This window comes from Stappia indica (genome assembly GCF_009789575.1).
Taxonomy (GTDB): Bacteria; Pseudomonadota; Alphaproteobacteria; order Rhizobiales; family Stappiaceae; genus Stappia; species Stappia indica_A.
In genome coordinates, this window is the sequence record NZ_CP046908.1 from 2,493,638 (window position 1) to 2,513,292 (window position 19,655).

The 19,655-nt window shown below is 69.0% G+C and carries 20 protein-coding genes; 11 read left to right on the top strand and 9 right to left on the bottom strand.

Annotation, left to right across the window (positions count from 1 at the left end):
* Positions 1-56 precede the first annotated feature (56 nt).
* Complete coding sequence (locus GH266_RS11635) at positions 57-608, top strand: RNA methyltransferase (protein WP_158194049.1); 552 nt, start codon at positions 57-59, stop codon at positions 606-608.
* A 28-nt stretch (positions 609-636) separates the two neighbouring features.
* Here GH266_RS11635 and holA read toward each other — a convergent pair whose 3' ends face one another.
* From holA to leuS, 3 genes are read right to left on the bottom strand one after another with little or no spacing between them, the layout of a single operon-like run.
* Positions 637-1,677 carry a DNA polymerase III subunit delta gene (holA, locus tag GH266_RS11640; RefSeq protein ID WP_158194050.1) on the bottom strand — a complete coding sequence of 347 codons (1,041 nt, stop codon included), beginning with the start codon at positions 1,675-1,677 and terminating at the stop codon, positions 637-639.
* A gap of 6 nt (positions 1,678-1,683) precedes the next feature.
* Positions 1,684-2,262 carry an LPS assembly lipoprotein LptE gene (gene lptE, locus GH266_RS11645; protein ID WP_158194051.1) on the bottom strand — a complete coding sequence of 193 codons (579 nt, stop codon included), beginning with the start codon at positions 2,260-2,262 and terminating at the stop codon, positions 1,684-1,686.
* The gene (leuS, locus tag GH266_RS11650) at positions 2,249-4,858 is read right to left on the bottom strand and encodes a leucine--tRNA ligase (RefSeq protein WP_158194052.1); all 2,610 of its coding nucleotides are present in this window, start codon (positions 4,856-4,858) and stop codon (positions 2,249-2,251) included. Before leuS ends, lptE begins: the two co-directional genes overlap by 14 nt.
* A gap of 188 nt (positions 4,859-5,046) precedes the next feature.
* On the opposite strand from leuS, the gene GH266_RS11655 reads away from it, so the two are divergent.
* The 5 genes from GH266_RS11655 (at position 5,047) to rimM (ending at position 9,104) form a co-directional block, all read left to right on the top strand.
* Positions 5,047-5,745, top strand: a complete 699-nt coding sequence (locus GH266_RS11655) for a YggS family pyridoxal phosphate-dependent enzyme (RefSeq protein WP_158194053.1) — start codon at positions 5,047-5,049, stop codon at positions 5,743-5,745.
* 306 nt (positions 5,746-6,051) lie between these two features.
* A complete protein-coding gene (gene ffh / locus GH266_RS11660) occupies positions 6,052-7,602 on the top strand; it encodes a signal recognition particle protein (RefSeq protein ID WP_158194054.1) in 1,551 nt (516 codons plus the stop codon).
* Positions 7,599-7,916 (top strand): chorismate mutase, encoded by a 318-nt coding sequence (locus GH266_RS11665; protein WP_199270509.1) that lies wholly within the window; start codon positions 7,599-7,601, stop codon positions 7,914-7,916. The genes ffh and GH266_RS11665 overlap by 4 nt, the downstream gene beginning before the upstream one ends.
* Positions 7,917-7,952: 36 nt before the next feature.
* Positions 7,953-8,348 (top strand): 30S ribosomal protein S16, encoded by a 396-nt coding sequence (rpsP, locus tag GH266_RS11670; RefSeq protein ID WP_158194055.1) that lies wholly within the window; start codon positions 7,953-7,955, stop codon positions 8,346-8,348.
* Between the two features lie 174 nt (positions 8,349-8,522).
* Entirely contained in the window at positions 8,523-9,104 is a 582-nt protein-coding gene (gene rimM, locus GH266_RS11675; RefSeq protein ID WP_158194056.1) for a ribosome maturation factor RimM, read from the top strand.
* On the opposite strand, the gene GH266_RS11680 is transcribed toward rimM, so the two are convergent.
* Positions 9,050-9,556 carry a VanZ family protein gene (locus tag GH266_RS11680; RefSeq protein WP_158194057.1) on the bottom strand — a complete coding sequence of 169 codons (507 nt, stop codon included), beginning with the start codon at positions 9,554-9,556 and terminating at the stop codon, positions 9,050-9,052. The two genes, rimM and GH266_RS11680, sit on opposite strands and share 55 nt — an antisense overlap.
* Before the next feature lie 105 nt (positions 9,557-9,661).
* Here GH266_RS11680 and trmD point away from each other — a divergent pair, with 105 nt between their 5' ends.
* Both trmD and rplS read left to right on the top strand, forming a co-directional pair.
* Entirely contained in the window at positions 9,662-10,357 is a 696-nt protein-coding gene (gene trmD, locus GH266_RS11685) for a tRNA (guanosine(37)-N1)-methyltransferase TrmD (RefSeq protein ID WP_158194058.1), read from the top strand.
* 292 nt (positions 10,358-10,649) lie between these two features.
* A complete protein-coding gene (rplS, locus tag GH266_RS11690; protein ID WP_158194059.1) occupies positions 10,650-11,114 on the top strand; it encodes a 50S ribosomal protein L19 in 465 nt (154 codons plus the stop codon).
* 125 nt (positions 11,115-11,239) lie between these two features.
* Here the strand turns inward: rplS and GH266_RS11695 are convergent, their stop codons facing one another.
* Positions 11,240-12,286, bottom strand: a complete 1,047-nt coding sequence (locus tag GH266_RS11695; protein WP_158194060.1) for a cell division protein FtsX — start codon at positions 12,284-12,286, stop codon at positions 11,240-11,242.
* The gene (gene ftsE, locus GH266_RS11700) at positions 12,279-12,938 is read right to left on the bottom strand and encodes a cell division ATP-binding protein FtsE (RefSeq protein ID WP_067224277.1); all 660 of its coding nucleotides are present in this window, start codon (positions 12,936-12,938) and stop codon (positions 12,279-12,281) included. Before ftsE ends, GH266_RS11695 begins: the two co-directional genes overlap by 8 nt.
* Positions 12,939-13,182: 244 nt before the next feature.
* On the opposite strand from ftsE, the gene GH266_RS11705 reads away from it, so the two are divergent.
* Genes GH266_RS11705 through GH266_RS11715 form a run of 3 tightly spaced genes read left to right on the top strand, consistent with a single transcriptional unit; the run spans position 13,183 to position 15,219 of the window.
* Complete coding sequence (locus GH266_RS11705; protein ID WP_158194061.1) at positions 13,183-14,256, top strand: MJ0042-type zinc finger domain-containing protein; 1,074 nt, start codon at positions 13,183-13,185, stop codon at positions 14,254-14,256.
* Entirely contained in the window at positions 14,253-14,795 is a 543-nt protein-coding gene (gene hpt / locus GH266_RS11710; protein WP_158194062.1) for a hypoxanthine phosphoribosyltransferase, read from the top strand. Before GH266_RS11705 ends, hpt begins: the two co-directional genes overlap by 4 nt.
* Positions 14,796-14,823: 28 nt before the next feature.
* Positions 14,824-15,219 carry a response regulator gene (locus GH266_RS11715; RefSeq protein WP_158194063.1) on the top strand — a complete coding sequence of 132 codons (396 nt, stop codon included), beginning with the start codon at positions 14,824-14,826 and terminating at the stop codon, positions 15,217-15,219.
* Between the two features lie 117 nt (positions 15,220-15,336).
* Here the strand turns inward: GH266_RS11715 and GH266_RS11720 are convergent, their stop codons facing one another.
* From GH266_RS11720 to lptM, 3 genes are all read right to left on the bottom strand, one after another.
* Positions 15,337-17,946 (bottom strand): TIGR02302 family protein, encoded by a 2,610-nt coding sequence (locus tag GH266_RS11720; RefSeq protein WP_209001590.1) that lies wholly within the window; start codon positions 17,944-17,946, stop codon positions 15,337-15,339.
* Between the two features lie 140 nt (positions 17,947-18,086).
* Positions 18,087-19,361, bottom strand: coding sequence for a diaminopimelate decarboxylase (lysA, locus tag GH266_RS11725; RefSeq protein ID WP_158194064.1), 1,275 nt, complete (start codon positions 19,359-19,361; stop codon positions 18,087-18,089).
* A gap of 67 nt (positions 19,362-19,428) precedes the next feature.
* Positions 19,429-19,626 carry an LPS translocon maturation chaperone LptM gene (lptM, locus tag GH266_RS11730; protein ID WP_158194065.1) on the bottom strand — a complete coding sequence of 66 codons (198 nt, stop codon included), beginning with the start codon at positions 19,624-19,626 and terminating at the stop codon, positions 19,429-19,431.
* Positions 19,627-19,655 lie beyond the last annotated feature (29 nt).

The following is a 19,655-nucleotide window of genomic DNA, read 5'->3' on the forward strand; positions in this document are numbered from 1 at the left end:
ACACCTGCGGTTGCCCGCAGGGTTGCGGGCACAACGACAAGGAGGTCGCAAGGACCATGCGCGGTTATTTCGCCGTCGGGGCGGAAGGCATTTCGAAGCAGATGAACCTGGGCAACCTGATGCGCTCGGCGCATGCCTTCGGGGCGAGCTTCTTCTTCACCGTCGATGCCGACAAGCGGATCCGCAAGGCTCCCGCGTCCGATACCTCCAAGAGCACCGGCCATCTGCCTCTGTTCCACTGGCCCTCGATCGAGGAGATGGACCTGCCGCAGGGCTGCCAGCTGGTCGGCGTCGAGCTGACCGACGAGGCGGTCGACCTGCCGAGTTTCATGCACCCGCTGCAGGCGGCCTATATCCTCGGCCCCGAGCGCGGCTCGCTCTCGCCACAGATGCAGGCGGCCTGCCAGCACATCATCAAGATCCCGACGAAGTTCTGCCTGAACATCGCGATTGCCGGTGCCATCGTGCTCTACGACCGCCACCGGGTGCACGGGCAATATGCCGCACGCCCGCTGACCGCCGGCGGCCCGAAAACTCCGCGCCCGGCACACAAGCATGGCGGCCCGATCATGCGCACGGGGCGCAAGATCCCGGGCCTGCCCGGCTGAGACGGAAGACAGCAGAAAAGATGAGGGCTCAGCGCCGGGCGCGCGAGCGCGCCACCCGGCCGAGCGTCAGCAGCACGTCGCCGACCAGCGCCTCGGCCAGCGCCGGCGACTTGCGCGCCGCCGCCACCGCATCCGCCAACCGCTCGCCCGCCTTGGCAAGGTCCTCTCCCGACCACAGCGACAGCTGGCGCGAGACGAGATCCCGGCGCTTGTAGAAGACCGGCGGGCGCGCCTGCTCGACCACGCGGGCCGGCGGCACGCCGCGGTCGACCTCCGCCCGTGCCCGGGCGAGAAACTGGAAGTGGCGCAGGGCCGCCGAGGCGATCATGTCCGCGCGCTGGCCGCTGGCCGACAGGCGCTCCAGCCCGTGGTCGAGCTTGCCGAGATCGCCGAGCGCAGCCGCATCGATCAGCTCGTCGACGGCAAAGGCCGAGGCATCGCCGATCACCGCCTCGACATCGGCAAGATCGATCCGCTCGCGGCCATGGGCATAGAGACAGAGCTTGCGCACCTCGCCGCGGCTCGCCAGCCGGTCGGCGCCGAGCAGGCCCATCAGCGCCTGCCGTGCCTCGCGGCTGATCGCAAGGCGGGCCTCGCGCAATTCGCCGTCGATGACCCGCTCCAGATCGCGCGCCTCGTCGCCGTAGCAGGGGATCGCCACCGCCTTGCGGTCGCGCTCGAACTTGCCCCGCAGGCCGGTGCCCTTCTTCAGGTCGCCCGCCTCGATGACCACCAGCGCGCTTTCCGCGCGCTGCTCGCCGAACAGCGGATCGACGGCCGGCGTCAGGTTCTTGCCCGCCCCGTCGCGCAGCCACACCACCCGGCGGCCGCCGAACAGCGGCACGGTGGAGGCCTCGTCGATCAGCCGCGCCGGGTCCGAGACCACCTCGCCGGCATCGAGACGAACGAGCGAGAACGGATCATCGACGCCACCGGATGCACGCGTCACCAGCGCCTGGGCACGCTCCGACACGAGCCCGGTATCGGGCCCGAACACGAGGATCAGGGAGACGTCGGCCGGGGGATCGGCGATGAAACGGTCGATCTCGCCGGCCTTGAGCGCCACCATCGCGGATCAGCCGCGGGACGCGAAGAAGCCGGCAAGCCGCGTCTGGATGTCGCCGGCGACCGTCTTCGCCGCCCGGTCCTCCGCATCGCGCTCGGCGCGCAGGTTGGCGAAGCGCTGGCTGGAGAAGTCGAAGGAGGCGGAGCCGAAGGCGCGGCCCGTGGTCACCGTGCGGCCGGTGCCGATCTCGCTCAGCACATAGGTCGCATTGACCGTCACCGTGTAGGCCGACGGCACGTCGGCGAGCCGCTCGACGCCGACCTCGTTGAGCGGCCGGTCGATCAGGATCCGCAGCCGGTAGCGCGGCTCGCCGGCCTCGCGGCCGCGGCGGAAGCCGAAGATCAGCTCGTTGCGCAGCACCTGTCCGACCCGGTCGAGATCCTCGCTCGAGGCGGTCTCCACCGTATCGATGTCGATGGCCGCAAGCTCGGTGGTCACGGCCGGCGTCGATCCGCCCACGCCGCCGATCGTGCCGTAGAGCGGGCGCACCTGGCAGGCACCGGCCAACAGCGCCGCCCCCATGACGAGAACGGTCAGCGCCCGCCGGCGGGTGGGTTGCTGCGGTTGCGGATGGTCACACGACGACATTCACGATCCTCTGCGGAACCACGATGATCTTGCGGGCGGGCTTGCCGTCCAGCGCACGCTGCACGGCGTCGAGCTGCAGGGTAGCCGCTTCGACCTCCTCTTTGGAAGCCTCGCGTGAGACGACGAGGTCGGCGCGCTTCTTGCCGTTGACCTGCACCGGCAGGGTGACTGTCGCCTCGACCAGGAGGTCGGCCTCGATTTCCGGCCAGCCGTGCGTCGCCAGCATGCCCTCGCGGCCGAGCGCATTCCAGCATTCCTCGGCCAGATGCGGAGCCATCGGCGCCATCATCTGCACCAGGAAGCCGGCCGCCTCGCGCTGCGCGAAACGCATGTCGTCGCCCTCGGCCCCGCCCTGCGCGGCGCGCGACAAGGTGTTGACCAGCTCGTAGATGCGGGCGACGGCCCGGTTGAACGACAGGGCCTCGATATCGGCCGAAACCGCCTGGCAGGCCTTGTGGGTGGCGCGGCGAAGGGCGGTTGCCGCCTCCCCGAACGCCTCCGGGCGCGCCGTCTGCGGCACGCTCTCGCCGATCTCGCAGATCAGCCGCCACACGCGCTGCATGAAGCGCCAGGCGCCCTGCACCCCGTCCTCGGTCCACTGCACGTCGCGCTCGGGCGGGCTGTCGGACAGCATGAACCAGCGGGCCGTGTCAGCGCCGTAGGTCTCGATGATGTCGGTCGGGTCGACGGTGTTCTTCTTCGACTTCGACATCTTCTCGATGGAGCCGATGGCGACCTTCTCGCCGGTCTCCAGCAGGAATGCCTGGCGCTCCTCGCCGTCGCCTTCGATGCGCACCTCGGCCGGCGAGACCCAGCCGCCACCCGGCGCCTTGTAGGTCTCGTGCGTCACCATGCCCTGCGTGAACAGGCCGCGGAACGGCTCCTTGACGCTGAGGTGACCGGTCACGCTCATCGCCCGGGCGAAGAAGCGCGAATAGAGCAGGTGCAGGATCGCGTGCTCGATGCCGCCGATATACTGGTCGACCGGCAGCCACGCATCGGCGACGGCCTTGTCGGTCGGCGTCTTGGCGCGCGGATCGGTGAAGCGGGCGAAATACCACGAGGAATCGACGAACGTGTCCATCGTGTCCGTCTCGCGCCGCGCCGGCTTGCCGCAGGTCGGGCAGGCAACGTTGCGCCAGGTCGGGTGACGGTCGAGCGGGTTGCCCGGCTTGTCGAAGTCGATGTCGTCGGGCAGCTGCACCGGCAGGTCGGCGACCGGCACCGGCACCACGCCGCACTCGTCGCAGTGGATGACCGGGATCGGGCAGCCCCAGTAGCGCTGGCGCGAGATGCCCCAGTCGCGCAGGCGGTAATTGACCTGGCGCTGCGCCTGCGGCGCCCCGTCCAGCGTCTCCGCCTCGAGCCGCGCGGCGACCGCTTCCTTGGCATCCGTGATCGACAGGCCGTCCATGAAGGCGGAATTGTAGATCGTGCCGTCGTCGGTATAGGCCTCGTCGCGGATCTCGAACGTCTCCGGGTCCGCCCCGCTCGGCAGCACCACCGGGCGCACCGGCAGATGATACTTGCGGGCGAAGTCGAGGTCGCGCTGGTCATGCGCCGGGCAGGCGAAGATCGCGCCGGTGCCGTAGTCCATCAGGATGAAGTTGGCGATGTAGACCGGCAGCGTGATCGAGGGATCGAGCGGATGGACGACCGTCAGCCCGGTGTCGACGCCGATCTTCTCCGCCGTCTCGACGGCCTCTGCCGACGTGCCGATGCGCCGGCACTCCTCGACGAAGGCCGCGATCTTCGGATCGTTCTCGGCGAGCTTGCGCGAGATCGGATGGTCCGGCGACAGGCCCATGAAGGACGCGCCGAACAGCGTGTCCGGCCGGGTGGTGAAGATCTCCAGCGACGTGTCGCCGGTCGGCGCGGGCGTCGAGAAGGCGAAGCGCACGCGCAGGCCCTCGGACCGGCCGATCCAGTTCTTCTGCATCAGGCGGACCTTGTCCGGCCAGCGGTCCAGCGTATCGAGCGCCGACAGCAGCTCTTCCGACCAGTCGGAGATCTTGAAGAACCACTGGGTCAGCTCGCGCTGCTCGACCAGGGCGCCGGAGCGCCAGCCGCGCCCGTCGATCACCTGCTCGTTGGCCAGCACGGTCATGTCGACCGGGTCCCAGTTGACCTTGGAATTCTTGCGATAGGCGAGACCCGCCTGCAGGAAGTCCAGGAACAGGTGCTGCTGCTGGGTGTAATACTCGACGTCGCAGGTCGCGAACTCGCGCTCCCAGTCGAGCGACAGGCCCATGATCTTCAGCTGGCCGCGCATCGTCGCGATGTTCTGGTAGGTCCAGTCGCGCGGGTGGACCTTGTTCTGCATGGCGGCGTTTTCGGCCGGCATGCCGAAGGCGTCCCAGCCCATCGGATGCAGCACGTTGAAGCCGCGCGCCCGCTTGTAGCGGGCCACGACATCGCCCATGGCGTAGTTGCGCACGTGGCCCATGTGGATGCGCCCCGACGGATAGGGGAACATCTCGAGCACGTAATACTTCGGCCGGGGATCCTCGTTGCGGGTGGCAAAAACCTTCGCCTCGTCCCAGACCTTCTGCCAGCGGCTTTCCGCTTCGCGGGCGTTATAGCGCTCCGTCGCCATGATCTCGTGTGCTTCGCTCGTTTCAGTGAAAAGAAATGATGTGGCGCGACTGTCACCAGAAATCGCCGGCCCGGTCAACCTGCAAGGGCGGCCCCGCGCGCCTCTCCCCTCCAGGACTTGCATTCGCGCCGCGCCCGTCGCATGTCCATGGCAGGAACCCGAACGCCAAAGCACGAAGAGGCAGCACGATGTCCCCGCACGCCGCAGAACCGACCCGAACGGATGCCGCCGGCCGGATCGCCGGGATCCGCGACCGGATCGCGGCCGCCGAGCAGGATGGCGCGCGCGAGGCAGGCTCCGTGACGCTGATCGCCGTCAGCAAGACCTTCGACGCAGATGCCATCCGCCCGGTGATCGCGGCCGGCCAGCGCGTCTTCGGCGAGAACCGGGTGCAGGAGGCGCAAGGCAAGTGGCCGGCGCTGCGCGCGGAATTTCCCGATATCGAGCTGCACCTGATCGGGCCGCTCCAGTCGAACAAGGCGAAGGATGCCGTCGCCCTGTTCGACGTGATCCACACGCTCGACCGTGAGAAGATCGCCCGCGCGCTGGCCGCCGAGTGCGCCGAGCAGCAGCGGCAGTTGCGGTTCTTCATCCAGGTGAACACCGGCGAGGAGCCGCAAAAGGCCGGCATCGCCCCTCGCGAGACCGACGATTTCGTCGCCTTCTGCCGGGATGAGCTGCACCTCCCGCTGCTCGGCCTGATGTGCATTCCCCCGGTCGACGATACGCCGGGACCGCATTTCGCGCTGCTGCGCAAGATCGCGGAGCGCAACGGCCTTTCCGGCCTGTCGATGGGCATGTCCTCGGACTTCGAAAGCGCCGTGCGCGTCGGCGCCACCCATGTGCGCGTCGGCTCGGCGATCTTCGGCTCGCGCGACTACCCGTGAGCCGGCCTGCCGCGCATGCGGCGTTTTGCGCGGGCATGCCGCGCTTGCGGCGTTTTGCAAGGGAATGCGCCAGCTCCCTTGACTTTCGGCGGCGTTTGCGCCTATTTCCCCGTCAACTCCGAAAGAGTGACGACAGTACGATCCGCCGCCCGGGACCCGCAAAGGTATAAAGAGATCCCGGAGGTTCACACCCGACAGCGCGATGCGCCCTCGGGTGCCACACCGCTTTGCGGATCGCGCTCCGTCCCGCACGGGGGACACGGAAGCAGCGACAGCCGCTGCCTCGAAAGGGTTTAAGGAGACGGCATGTTCGAAAGTCTGTCAGATCGCCTCAGTGGCATTCTCGACAAGCTGACGCGGCGCGGTGCGCTGTCGGAGGCCGATGTCTCCGAGGCGCTGCGCGAGGTCCGGCGTGCCCTGATCGAGGCGGACGTCGCGCTGCCCGTGGTCAAGTCGTTCACCGACAAGGTGCGGGCCCGGGCCATCGGCCAGGAAGTCCTCAAGTCGGTCACGCCGGGCCAGCAGGTCGTCAAGATCGTCCACGACCAGCTCGTCGAGATGCTGGGCGGCGCCGGCGAGCCGATCGACCTCAACGCGGCCGCGCCTTTCGCCATCATGATGGTCGGCCTGCAGGGCTCGGGCAAGACCACCTCGACCGCCAAGATCGCCCTGCGGCTGACGAAGAACGAGCGCCGCAAGGTGTTGATGGCCTCGCTCGACACCCGCCGCCCGGCGGCGCAGGAGCAGCTGAAGGTCCTCGGCGAGCAGACCGGCATCGACACGCTGCCGATCGTCGCCGGCCAGACGCCGGTGCAGATCGCCTCGCGCGCCATGACCGCGGCGCGGCTCGGCGGCTACGACATCGTCATGCTCGACACCGCCGGCCGCACGCATATCGACGAGCCGCTGATGGTCGAGATGGCCGAGATCAAGGCGGCTGCCGATCCGCACGAGATCCTGCTCGTCGCCGACAGCCTGACCGGTCAGGACGCCGTCAATCTCGCGACCTCCTTCGACGAGCGCGTCGGCATCACCGGCATCGTGCTGACCCGCATGGACGGCGACGGCCGCGGCGGCGCGGCCCTGTCCATGCGCGCGGTCACCGGCAAGCCGGTCAAGCTGGTCGGCACCGGCGAGAAGTCCGACGCGCTGGAGGAATTCCACCCGGCGCGCATCGCCGACCGCATTCTCGGCATGGGCGACATCGTGTCGCTGGTGGAGAAGGCGGCCCGCGAGCTCGACCAGGAAAAGGCGGCCAAGATGGCCGCCCGCATGCAGAAGGGCAATTTCGACCTCGAGGACCTTGCCGAGCAGCTTCGCCAGATGGAGAAGCTCGGCGGCATGTCCGGGATCATGGGCATGATGCCCGGCGTCGGAAAGATGAAGAAGCAGCTCGATGCGGCCAATATCGACGACCGCGTGATCAAGCGCCAGGTCGCGATCATCCAGTCGATGACCCCGCAGGAGCGCCGCAAGCCCGACCTTCTCAAGGCCAGCCGCAAGAAGCGCATCGCCACCGGCTCCGGCGTCGACGTCGCCGATGTCAACAAGCTGCTGAAGATGCACCGGCAGATGGCCGACATGATGAAGCAGATGGGCAAGGGCAAGGGGCTGCTCGGCAAGATGATGGGCGGCATGGGCATGCCCGGCGGCGGCATGCCGAACATCGACCCGAAGGAACTGGAGCGCATGGCCCAGTCCGGTCAGCTGCCCGGACAGCTTCCGGGTCAGATGCCGAGCCTGCCCGGCGGGCTTGGCGGTTTGGGTGGCCTGGGCGGCCTCGGCGGACTGGGCGGGGCAAAGCTGCCCGGCGGTCTCGGCGGCCTTCCGGGTCTGGGACGGGGGAAGAAGAAATGACCGACAGCGCCGAGGAGATCCTTGCGCCGGCGTCCGCCGCGATGGACGAGCTGCTGCGCCTGCGCGGCTCCATCGACAACATCGACGCCGCACTCGTTCACATGCTTGCGGAGCGCTTCAAGTGCACGCAGAAGGTCGGCCTGCTCAAGGCCACCCACAGTCTTCCGCCCGCCGATCCGGCGCGCGAGGAACGGCAGATCGCGCGGCTGCGCGCGCTTGCCCGGGACGCCAATCTCGATCCCGATTTCGCGGAAAAGTTCCTGAACTTCATCGTCAAGGAAGTGATCCGTCACCACGAAGCCATTCGCCGCTGATCCCGGCGTCGCACTGAAGTACTAAAGGAGACTACCATGGCCCTGAAAATTCGTCTTGCCCGCGGCGGCGCCAAGAAGCGTCCGTTCTACCGCATCGTCGTTGCCGACGTCCGCTCGCCGCGCGACGGCCGCTTCATCGAGAAGGTCGGCCTCTACAACCCGATGCTGCCGAAGGACCATGCCGACCGCATCGTCCTCGACATGGAGCGCATCCAGCACTGGATGAGCCATGGCGCCCTGCCGACCGACCGCGTCCTGCGTTTCCTCGACGCGGCCGGCGTGATGAGCCGCGAAGCCCGCAGCAACCCGAAGAAGGCCGAGCCGGGCACCAAGGCCAAGGAGCGCGCCGAGGCCAAGCGTCAGGCAGCCGAAGAGGCCGCTGCGGCCGCAGCCGAGGCGGCTGGCGGCGGCGAGGAAGCTGCTGCCGAGTAATCGGCGCGCTGCCTTCATGCACCTTCAGGACCCGCGCCGCATCGGTGCGGGTCCGCCGGGCCCTCCGCTAGGGACGGGTTTCGGCACGAGGTCCGCGCACCCTTTCCGGGTCCGGCCTCGGCGCATACGTATCGGGGACATCCGCCCCGCCTCCCCCGCCAGGAGCACTGCCGCGTGAGCGAGGACCGCATTCTCATTGCCCGCATCGGCGCCGCCCACGGCGTGCGCGGCGAGGTTCGCGTCAAGCCCTTCGGCGACGACCCCCTCTCCTTCTGCGACTACGGCCCGCTGGAAACCGCCGACGGCAAGCGCCGGCTGGTGGTCAAGTCCGCGCGCCTGCAGAAGGCGATGGTCGTCACCCGTTTCGAAGGCATCGACGACCGCAATGCCGCCGAGGCGCTGAACGGCCTCGACCTCTACATCCCGCGCGATGCCCTGCCCGAGCTGGATGACGAGGACGAGTTCTACCACACCGATCTTCTCGGCCTCGAAGCCGTCTCGCCGGACGGCGAGACCCTCGGCAAGATCGTCGCCCTGCCCGATTTCGGCGCCGGCACGCTGGTGGAAATCCGCCCGGAAGGCGCGGCGTCCTTCTACGTCCCCTTCACCCGCGAGGCGGTACCGGAGATCGACCTGGCCGCCGGCAAGGTGCTCATCGTCGTGCCCGAAAGCACCGACGCCGAACCTCAGGACGACGAGCCTCAGGACGGCGAGGAGCGGGACCCGCGCGCGGACGACGACGGCGCGGCCGGCTGAGCCAGCGGCGCATCAGTGGCCTCGTCGTCTTCCCGGACCGGGGGTCCGCCGGACAGGGCGGCCCGCACCTCGAGGCGCAGCAGCATGATCGCCGCGACCACCAGGGTCACGCCGAGCATGTTGGCCGCGATGTCGCCCAGCGAGAACTCGCGGTGGGGCACGAGCGCCTGAACGAGTTCGGCCGTCAGGCCCAGCCCCGCGGCGATGCCGGCGGAGATGCGCAAGCGGCAGCAGAAGAAGGCGTGGATCGACAGCGTCAGCAGGCCGAAGAAGACAAGATGCTGCAGCTTGTCGAAAGGGTGATCCATCCCCGGATTGTAGATGAAGCCGGCGACGATCCCGTAGGCGACGAGCACGCAGAGCGGCCAGACGCGGGCCGCCGACAGGTCGAGATAGTGCCGCTGCACCAGGGCGCGGACGAATTCGGCAAGGCGGGCAACCGGCTGCAGCATGAAGATCTCCGGGGATCGGCCTTCCTTGCTACACGGGAAAGCCTTAAGCGGGGGTTGCGAGAGACATCCGAAAGGCCGACGGCCTGCCGATCCAGGGAGTATGCGATGACGTTCCGGGCGTCGATCCTCAGCCTTTATCCGGAAATGTTCCCCGGCCCCCTCGGCACCTCGCTGGCCGGCCGGGCGCTGGAGCGCGGCGATTGGGATCTGGAGCTCCACCAGATCCGCGACCATGCCACGGATCGCCACCGTTCTGTCGACGACACGCCCGCCGGGGGCGGCGCCGGCATGGTCCTGCGCGCCGATATCCTGGCCCTTGCCATCGATGCGGCAAGCCCCGCCGGCGACACGAGACCGCGCCTCTTGATGAGCCCGCGCGGCCGCCCGCTCGACCAGGCGCGGGTCCGCGAGCTGGCGCAAGGGCCCGGCGCGGTGATCGTCTGCGGCCGGTTCGAGGGCATCGACCAGCGGGTGATCGAGGCGCGGGACCTCGAGGAAGTCTCGATCGGCGACTATATCCTGTCCGGCGGAGAGCTGGCCGCCATGGTCCTGCTCGACGCGGTCGTCCGCCTGCTGCCCGGCGTCATGGGCAATGCCGAGAGCGGCGCCCTGGAAAGCTTCGAGACCGGCTTGCTGGAGCATCCGCACTATACGCGGCCGCGCGAGTTCGAGGGACGCGCCATCCCCGACGTCCTGACCTCCGGCGACCATGCCCGCATCGACCGGTGGCGGCGCGAGGAGGCCGAACGGCTGACCCGCGAGCGTCGGCCCGACCTGTGGCAGCGCCTCAACGACGACTAGGGCGCAGGTTTCTGCGCCGAACGGGCGCAAAAGGGCATGACAAACGCGGCGAGTTGCGCTAGACAGCGGCCACTCGGGCGCCTGCCGGCGCGAGCCGTGCCGTTTGTCGTTTGCCTTTGCCCCGACAGGGCGCAAAGACAGGGATACGAACGGCGGCCGTCTCGCAAGCAGGAAGACTCGAACCGAATTCCGCGGCCGGATGCGTCCGGCCAGGCCAAAAACGCGGTGAATTCGCCCCTACGGCTCGACCGTCAGCGGACGCTCTGACCGACACGAACCAAAAGGTAGTGCCATGAACATCATCGAACAGCTCAACGCCGAGGAAATGGCGAAGGTCGAAGCCCAGCGCAAGCTGCCGAGCTTCTCTCCCGGCGACACGATCCGCGTGAACGTGCGCGTGACGGAAGGCAACCGGACCCGTACCCAGGCCTATGAGGGCGTGTGCATCGCCCGTTCCGGCGGCGGCATCAACGAGAGCTTCACCGTCCGCAAGATCTCCTACGGCGAAGGCGTGGAGCGCGTGTTCCCGATCTTCTCGCCGATGCTCGAGGGCGTCGAGGTCGTGCGCCGCGGTAAAGTCCGTCGCGCCAAGCTCTATTACCTGCGCGGCCGTCGCGGCAAGTCCGCCCGTATCGTCGAGGCGACCAACGTTCGCGCTCGCCGCCTGAACGACGAGATCAAGGCCGACGTCGCCGCCGCCAAGGCCGCGAAGGAAGCCGAGCAGCAGGCTGCCGCTGCCAGCCAGAGCGCCGAATAAGACATCGAATCTGGACAAGGGTCCGGCGCGGCACCGCATGCCCGCCGTTCCCCCCAAAAGAAAAGCCCCGGCCATCTGGCCGGGGCTTTTTCGTGTCCGGATACGGCTCTTGGCGAGAGCCTGCCCTACTCGATCCGCCGCAGATGCGCGCGCACCGCAAGACGCGAGGTTGCCGCCGTCAGCACCGTGACCAGGAAGATGATGGCCAGCACGCCGAGATAGCCGCCGACGCCCACCGACACCCCGCCGAACATGTCCATGGAGCGTGCAAGGCCCTGCAGGCCGGTGCGCTCGTCGGCCAGGAAGCCGAGGACGAGGAAGACGAGAATGGCGGCGACCCCGCCCGCGAGCCCGCCCTGCAGGCCCAGCAGCAGGAAGTGGCGCTGGAATTCGCGGGCGACGAAACTGTCCTCGGCGCCGACGAAATGCAGCACCTCGACCACGTCGCGATTGCCGGCCATCGCCGCCCGCGTCGCGAAGACGACGGACAGGACCATCGACCCCAGCACCAGCAGCAGCACGGCGATGCCACCCAGCACCACCGCATTGGCCATGGCTGCCAGCCGGCTGGTCCACAGGCTGTGATCGTCGACGCTGGCCCGGCTCACCTCGGCGCTGATGACCGCGCGCAAGCCGGGAAGATCGAACGCGGACGGATCCGACACCTGCACCTGGATCAGGCGCGGCACCGGCAGGCTCTCCAGCTCCAGCCCCGCGCCCAGCCAGGGCTGCAGCAGCTCCCGCGTTTCCTGGTCGGAGAGAGCCCGGACCGTTCCGACACCGGCCTGCGCCCTGGCCGCCGCCGTTGCCTTCTCGATCTCGCGCAGCATGTCGACCCCTTCCGCCGGGCGGATCTGGATCGTCACCTCGCGCAGCAGGTCGTTGGACCAGGCGCTTGCCGCCTCGTGGATGATGGTCACCCCGCCCACCGTCAGGCAGGCAAGGAAGCTCATGATCGCCACCACCAGCGTCAGCGCACGCCCGGCAACCGCCTGCGGCGGGACGATCGGCGCGGAGGGACGCAGCTCGTCCGGCGTGCCGCGCTTGCGGGTCTTCGCGCCGGCCTTGGGGCGGCGGGAGGCGGCCGGACGGCTGCCGGCCGGGCGGGGACGGCGCCCGTCTCCGGCGCCCGCGCCCTGGCCTGCCGTTGGTGTCCTGTCGTCGTCAGTCATGGATCTGCAACCGCCCCTCGCCCAGTTCCATGCGCCGCGCATCGACCTGCTCCATCAGCGCAAGATCGTGGGTGGCGATCACCACGGAGGTGCCGAGCCGGTTCAGCTCGATGAAAAGGCGCAGCAGGCGCCGCGCCAGCGGCGGGTCGACATTGCCCGTCGGCTCGTCCGCCAGAAGCAGTTCGGGCCGGGTGATCAGCGCCCTTGCAATGGCCGCGCGCTGCTTTTCGCCGCCGGAAAGGACCGGCGGCAGCACATGCATGCGCTCGCCCAGCCCCACCCATTTCAGCAGTTCCACCACGTCGGAGCGGTACTGGCTCTCCTCCTGGCCGATGACGCGCAGCGGCAGGGCGACATTCTCGTAAGTGGTCAGATGCTCCAGCAGGCGAAAGTCCTGGAACACGATGCCGATGCGCCGGCGCAGCGCCGGGATCTGGCTCTTCTTCAGCGCCGATGTGTCCTTGCCGAAGGCACGGATCAGGCCGCGCGTCGGCGTCAAGGACAGGAACAGCAGGCGCATCAGGCTGGTCTTGCCCGCACCGGACGGCCCGGTGAGGAACTGGAACGACTGCGGCCTGATCTCGAAGGTCAGGTCGCGCAGGACTTCCGGCCCCATGCCGTAGCGCAGACCGACATTTTCGAATCGGATCACGGAAACCTCTCGTTAACACGTTGGCCGGACACTATCGCTTTGGCATTAACGCTTCATTAACGATATCCGGGCGTCATGGGGTCGAAAACTCCGGCAAGCGTCCGGCGGGGCAAAACATCGTCCCGCTGTTTGCGGCGTGTTTACGGTCTCGGGCCGACACTGTCCGTCTCGCGAACCGGCTTCACCGGATGTCGACCATGCCTTTCCGGCCGGTATTTGTGGGCAAGACGAGGCCGCTTCCACAATGAAGATAACCTGTCCGGATTGCGCAACCGCCTATCGGGTCAGCCCTGCGGCTCTCGGGCCGGAAGGCCGCGACGTGAAATGCGCGCGCTGCGGCACCCGCTGGCATGCCCTTCCCACCCCGGACACCGCCTCCATCGAGACGGAACTGCCCGACCGTGCCGAGGCGGCGGAGGGCGAGACCGTCCGCGCCAAGGCCGCGGCGATGGCCGAAGCCGGCGAGGCAGGCAGCATCGATCCTGCCGACGAATGGGAAGCCGCCCTGTCCGCCGCCGATGAAAACGGCGACGACAGCAGCGACGGCGACGAACAGGGCGACGGCGAGGCCGGCACAGCGGAAGAGGACGAGGGCGAGGACGTCTTCTCCTCCATGCTCGATGCGGACGAGACGTCGACGGATGACGCCGACGGCCTTGCCGACGAGGACGCAGCCGCGGGCAGCGCGCCCTCCTCGCTGCCGGTAGCGGCCGATGCCATGGCTGCCGGCGAGGCCGAGGCCGCCGCTGCCAAGACGGTCGATATCGAGAGCCTTGCCCGCAAGCCGAAGATCCATGTGAAGCCGCGCTCCAGCGAACCGATCCTGCGGCGGGTCCTGTCCGCGGCCGGCCAGCAGGCGCGCCGCGTGCGCCCGCGCCGGGTGGTCGGCATGATGATGTTCTTCGGCGCCGTCGCCCTGTGCGCACTGGCCGTGACCTTCCGCACGCCCATCGTGGCGCGCATGCCCGATCTTGCGGGCCTGTTCCAGCTGGCGGGTCTTCATGTCAACCTGCGCGGCCTTGAGTTTCGCGACCTGCGTACCTTCCGGGAGATCGAGGACGGCTCGATCGTGCTGGTGATCGAGGGCACGATCGCCAATGTCGAGAAGCAGCCGATGCCCGTGCCCGCCATCCGCCTGGCCCTGCGCAGCGAGGATGCGCAGGAAATCTACGCCTGGACCATGGAACCGCGCTTGCGCCGGCTCGATGTCGGTGGCACGACGCGGTTTCGCACCCGCCTGTCGGCTCCGCCCGACCTGGCGGCGGACATCCAGGTGCGCTTCGTGGAGCGCGAACAACGGCAGGCCAGGCTGAAATGAACGACAGCGTCGACATCCGCACCCTTTACGACGAGGCGGCCATCGCGGTCCGTGTCGAGGAGATCGCCCGCGAGATCGCGGCCTCCCGGCCGCAGCGACTGCTGGTCGTCGCCGTGCTGAAGGGCAGCTTCATGTTCGCCGCCGACCTCGTGCGCGCCATGCACCGGGCAGGTCTTGCCCCGGAGATGGAGTTTATCCATCTGTCCAGTTATGGCGCGGGCACGGAGTCAAGGGAAATCCGCGTCCTGCGCGATGTGGAGAGCGATGTGGCCGGCCGGGATGTGATTCTCGTGGATGACATACTGGAAAGCGGGCGCACGCTGGCTTTTGCGCGAGACCGACTCATCGAGCGTGGCGCAGGCTCAGTGCGCATCGCCGCCTTGCTCGACAAGCCGATGCGCCGCAAAACCGCCATTTCTGCGGATTATGTCGGGTTCGAGTGTCCCGACAAGTTCGTGGTCGGTTACGGGATGGACATGGGCCACAAGTGGCGCCAGCTCCCGTTCATCGGTCACGTCGTCCAGGACGCCCCGGCCTAGCGCCGCTGCTTGAAGAACGGAGAGGGACATGGCCCGCATTCTGATCGCCGAAGACGACGACGCCGTTCGCAGCTTCGTCAAGCGCGCGCTGGAGCTCGACGGCCATGCCGTCATCGCCCAGGAAGACGGCGCGGCGGCGGCCGAAACGCTGGCGAAGGAAAAGGGCGCGTTCGACCTCATCCTGTCGGACATCAAGATGCCGGTGATGGACGGCATCGCCTTCGCCCTGATCGCCGCGCGCGACCACCCCGAAATCCCGATCCTCTTGATGACCGGTTTCGCCGACCAGCGCGAGCGCGCCAACGGGCTCGACGCGCTGATCCACGACGTGGTGACCAAGCCGTTCTCGCTCGCCGAGATCCGCCGTGCGGTCAGCGATGCCCTGCTCGGCATCTGCCGCGAGGAAACCCGCCGCTACGCCTGACCGCGTGGCGGCCTCGCCTCCCTCCTCCCGAGATCGACAGCCTGACATGCAACGGGCCCGCGCCTGTTCCGCGCGAGCCCGAAATCGCATGTGCGCGCCCGGCAGGCGCGGCAAGCATCAATACCGGCGCAGCAGCCGCTCCAGATAATCCAGCTCCAGCATCGGCCGGCTCGGGTCCGAGAAGCGTCGGCGCAGCTCTTCCAGGATGCGGCGCGCACGCTGCACGTCGATCTCGTCCGGCACGCGCACCCGGTCGCCGAAGTCCGGCCCTTCCGTGCGGCGCGGCCTCCCCAGCGGGTCCTCGTCCATCGGGCTGCCCTGGCGGCCGGCCATCCCCGGCCCCTCGCCCTGCCCCTGTCCCTGGCCGAACATCTGCTCCGCCATGCCCTGCGCACCGCGGCGCAGCGCGTCGAGCGCATTGCCCTGCTGGCCGACGGCATCGCCCGGCTGGCCCTGGCCGAGGCTGTCGCGGGCATTGCCCATCTCCTCGCCGGCCCGGCCCAGCTCCTCGTTCGACGGCACGCCGTTGCGGGCCATCTGGTCGAGCAGCTGCTGCAGCCGCTCGCCGAGCTGGCCCTGCCCTTCCTGCAGCTGCCGCAGGGCCTCGGCCAGCTCTTCCGGCGTCATCTGCCCCTGCTGGCCCTGTTGTCCCTGTTGGCCTTGCTGACCCTGTTGCTGCTGGCCCTGGTCGAATCGGTTGGTCTGGTCCATCAGCTCCTGCTGCCGCTGGATCATCTGGCCGAGCTCGTTCAGCGCCTGCATCATCTCCTGGGTCATGCCGTCGGGCATCTGCTGCGGGCGGCCCGCCTGCAGGTTCTCCAGCATCCGCTGCATCTGGGCGAGCAGTTCCCGCGCCGCATCGCGCGAGCCGTTGCGCGCCAGTTCCTCGATCCGCGACAGCATCTCATCGAGGTCCTGCGGCCGCAGGTTCTGCGCGTTCGGGTCCATCGGCTGCATGGCCTGCGGGTTCTGCCGCATCTGCTCGGCCAGGGCCTGCATGTATTCGTTGAGCGCCTGGCGCAGCTCCTCGGTCAGCCGGGCGATCTCCTCGTCGGAGGCCCCATCCTCCAGCGCGCGGCGCAAGGCCTCCTGCGCATCGCGAAGCGCCCGCTCGGCCGCCGACAGGTCGCCGTCCTCGATGTTCAGCGCCAGCTCCCACAACAGGTCGACCACCTCGCGCAGCTCGTCGTCCGACTGCGCGGCGACAAGCTGTCCGCGGGCGAAGCGCATGCCGAGATAGGTCCGCACCTTCTCGCCGAACACCTCCGGCGCCAGCATCAGGCCGTCCATCGCATCCAGCACGCGCACCTGGGAATTGGCATCGAGCGCCAGCTCCCGGCGCTGCTCGACCACGGCCCGGGCCAGCGGCTTGGCGAAGCGGCGCTGCGGCAGGGTGAAGCGATGCGGCTGCGAATAGCCGGTCTGGCCGGCATGATCGGTGGCGCTCAGCACCAGCTCGACCTCGGATCCCGCCCAGGGGTGGCTCGTCAGGTCGCGGATCGTCTCGCCGGTCCCGGTGCGCCGCTCGCCGCTCGCCGGCGACAGGGGAAAGCTCGGTGCCTCGACCAGCGGGCGGATCTCAGCGCCGCTGTCCTGGTTGAGGCGCTGCGCCGGGCGGATGTCGGCGCGCGCGCCGACAATGCCGTAATCGTCCTGCATCAGATAGGTCAGCTTGAGCGCCCCGCTCAGCTGCTCTTCCGGGTCGTCGAGCAGGCGGATGGTCGGAGCCTCGTCCGGCTCCACCACCACCTGCCAGGCATGCAGCAGATTGTCTCCGCCGCGGATTTCCAGGGTCGCGGACGCCTCCAGCCGGCTGCGCAGTCCGTCGCCCGCGGTGTTTGCGGCCACGCGCGGCGCCGCAACTTCGCCCTCGCCGTCCGCCGCCGCAGGCGGGGCGGCCAGGTTCACGGCACCCTCGGGCGAGACCAGCAACACGGCAAGATCGTCGACGCCCTGTGCGCGGACGATCACCTCGCTGCCCTCCGGCACGCTGATCGCCTTGCCGGGCTCGCGCAGCTCCGCCGTCGCCCCGGTCAGGAACACCGGCGCGCGGCCCGTATAGACCGGCGGCGTGATCCAGGCATCGATGCGGGCGGGAATTGCGGCGACCTGCGGCCCCGCCCCCGCGACGGGCGACAGGCGCGACAAGTGGCTGCCCTCGGCGACGAAATAGCCGACCAGCAGCAGCATCACCGCCAGCACGCGCAAGGCGAAGGGATCGCGGCGGAAGGCCTGCGGGCTCGGCAGGTCCGTGCGCACGCTGGCAAGCGCCGCGCTGGCGCGCCGGCGATGCACGTCCCACATCGCCCGCGTCTCGGCGCTCTCGCTACCCTCGAACAGCCGGTCGTCCAGCGTCGCCAGCGGCCGGTGGCTGAGGCCGGACACCCGCTCGATGCGCGACAGCGCCTCCGCCCGGCCGGGCAGGCGCAGACGAAGGAGAGGCAGCGCCGCCCGCACGGCCAGGGCGAGGAAGCCGAGCGCTGCGATCACCGACAGCCATGTGGGCTGCAGCGACCACAGGCCGAGCCAGGACAGGCCGACATAAAGGGCAAGGATGATGAGGACGGATTGCAGGAGCGGCCAGGCCTGCTCCCAAAGAAGTGATAGGCGCGTCTGCAGGACCGCGCGCTCCAGGCGCGCCCGCGCGGCAGCCACGTCGCTGCCCGAGCGGGCAGCGTCTCCCCCGGCGCCTTGTCCGGAGCCGGCAGGTTTCCTCGCGTCTGTCACTGTCTGCCTCCGCGGCCCGACCCTTGGGTCACACGCCCCCCGCACTCAGGAAGGGTGGGGCGTTTTGCCCGCTTTGGCAAGGCCGGGCCGGGCAAAGGTGTCCGGCCGGCCGTTTCCTTCGCGCTGGCTATCGCCCCGGCTCAGTCCTCGTCGAGCCAGGACGGCAACCGGTCGAGCCCCAGCAGCTCCTCGTAGGTCGGACGCGGACGCACCACCGCGTGGCGCCCCTCCTTCACCAGCACCTCGGGAACCAGCAGGCGGCTGTTATAGGTGCAGGCCTGCACCGCGCCATAGGCGCCTGCCGAGTGCACGGCGAGCAGGTCGCCCGGCTCCACCGCCGGCATGTCGCGGTCCTGGCCGAGATAGTCGCCGGTTTCGCAGACCGGGCCGACCACATCCGCCTTGATCCGCGGATGGTCGGGCGCCGGGCGCACCACCGGCCGGATCTCGTGATACGCCTCGTAGAGCGTCGGGCGGATCAGGTCATTCATCGCCGCATCGACGACGACGAAGGTCTTCGCCGCGCCCTGCTTCACATAGATGACCCGGGTGACGAGGATGCCGGCATTGCCGGCGATCATCCGCCCCGGCTCGAAGATCACCTTGCAGTCGAGATGCTCGACATGCCGGCGCACGACCTGGGCATAGGCCTCCGGATGCGGCGGCGGCTCGTTGTTGTCATGATAGGGAATGCCGAGACCGCCGCCGAGATCGACATGATCGATGCTGTGGCCGTCGGAGCGCAGGTCCGCGATCAGCCCGCCGAGCCGCGAGAAGGCCGCGTCGAACGGCTCCAGCTCGGTGATCTGCGAGCCGATATGCATGTCGATGCCCGAGACCTGGATGCCCGGCAGGGCCGCCGCATGGGCATAGACCTCGCGCGCCCGGCCCCAGGGAATGCCGAACTTGTTTTCGGCCTTGCCCGTGGCAATCTTGGCGTGGGTGCGCGCGTCGACGTCCGGATTGATGCGGATCGAGACGCGGGCGGTCTTGCCCTTCTGCACGGCGATCTGCGACAGCTGCACCAGCTCCGGCTCGCTCTCCACGTTGAAGCACAAGATGTCCTCGTCGAGCGCGTAGGCCTGCTCCTGCGCGGTCTTGCCGACGCCGGAGAACATGATGCGCTCGCCGGGCACGCCCGCCGCCCGCGCGCGCCGCAGCTCGCCTTCCGAGACCACGTCCATGCCCGCGCCGAGCCGCGCCAGCGTCGACAGCACGGCCTGGTTGGAATTCGCCTTCATCGCGTAGCAGACGAGCGTCGGGATGCCGGCGAAGGCGTCCTTGAACACCTTGTAGTGCCGCTCCAGCGTCGCGGTGGAATAGCAGTAGAACGGGGTCCCGACCTCGGCGGCGATCGTCTCCAGCGAGACGTCCTCGGCGAAGAGCCGGTCATCGACATAGTGGAAGTGGTGCAAGGCCGTATCCTGACCGTGGGTGCGGGCGGGGGAACCGCCCCTTCAGCCGGCGGAAACCCGCAACGGCTCAGATGATGCTGTCGAGAAGGAAGGGCCGGTCCGGTTTGGCCGGCGCCGGTGCGGCGGCCGGAGCCGGCTCGCCCGGTGCTGCAAGCGCGGGATCGACGTCACCCGGGCGGTCGAGCGCGCCCCGACGGCCGCAGCCGGCGAGCGTCAGCGCCAGCACGGCCACGATCAGCACGCCGCCATTCAGGACCCGAGACATGCCAGCTTTCGCCATTTCTGAGCGCCGCT

What these genes read in the sequence shown, in the direction of transcription:
- GH266_RS11635 (WP_158194049.1), top strand. Translation starts at nt 57, where the DNA reads ATGCGCGGTTATTTCGCCGTCGGGGCGGAAGGCATTTCGAAGCAGATG.
- holA (WP_158194050.1), bottom strand. Translation starts at nt 1,677, where the DNA reads ATGGTGGCGCTCAAGGCCGGCGAGATCGACCGTTTCATCGCCGATCCC.
- lptE (WP_158194051.1), bottom strand. Translation starts at nt 2,262, where the DNA reads ATGTCGTCGTGTGACCATCCGCAACCGCAGCAACCCACCCGCCGGCGG.
- leuS (WP_158194052.1), bottom strand. Translation starts at nt 4,858, where the DNA reads ATGGCGACGGAGCGCTATAACGCCCGCGAAGCGGAAAGCCGCTGGCAG.
- GH266_RS11655 (WP_158194053.1), top strand. Translation starts at nt 5,047, where the DNA reads ATGTCCCCGCACGCCGCAGAACCGACCCGAACGGATGCCGCCGGCCGG.
- ffh (WP_158194054.1), top strand. Translation starts at nt 6,052, where the DNA reads ATGTTCGAAAGTCTGTCAGATCGCCTCAGTGGCATTCTCGACAAGCTG.
- GH266_RS11665 (WP_199270509.1), top strand. Translation starts at nt 7,599, where the DNA reads ATGACCGACAGCGCCGAGGAGATCCTTGCGCCGGCGTCCGCCGCGATG.
- rpsP (WP_158194055.1), top strand. Translation starts at nt 7,953, where the DNA reads ATGGCCCTGAAAATTCGTCTTGCCCGCGGCGGCGCCAAGAAGCGTCCG.
- GH266_RS11680 (WP_158194057.1), bottom strand. Translation starts at nt 9,556, where the DNA reads ATGCTGCAGCCGGTTGCCCGCCTTGCCGAATTCGTCCGCGCCCTGGTG.
- trmD (WP_158194058.1), top strand. Translation starts at nt 9,662, where the DNA reads ATGACGTTCCGGGCGTCGATCCTCAGCCTTTATCCGGAAATGTTCCCC.
- rplS (WP_158194059.1), top strand. Translation starts at nt 10,650, where the DNA reads ATGAACATCATCGAACAGCTCAACGCCGAGGAAATGGCGAAGGTCGAA.
- GH266_RS11695 (WP_158194060.1), bottom strand. Translation starts at nt 12,286, where the DNA reads ATGACTGACGACGACAGGACACCAACGGCAGGCCAGGGCGCGGGCGCC.
- GH266_RS11705 (WP_158194061.1), top strand. Translation starts at nt 13,183, where the DNA reads ATGAAGATAACCTGTCCGGATTGCGCAACCGCCTATCGGGTCAGCCCT.
- hpt (WP_158194062.1), top strand. Translation starts at nt 14,253, where the DNA reads ATGAACGACAGCGTCGACATCCGCACCCTTTACGACGAGGCGGCCATC.
- GH266_RS11715 (WP_158194063.1), top strand. Translation starts at nt 14,824, where the DNA reads ATGGCCCGCATTCTGATCGCCGAAGACGACGACGCCGTTCGCAGCTTC.
- lptM (WP_158194065.1), bottom strand. Translation starts at nt 19,626, where the DNA reads ATGTCTCGGGTCCTGAATGGCGGCGTGCTGATCGTGGCCGTGCTGGCG.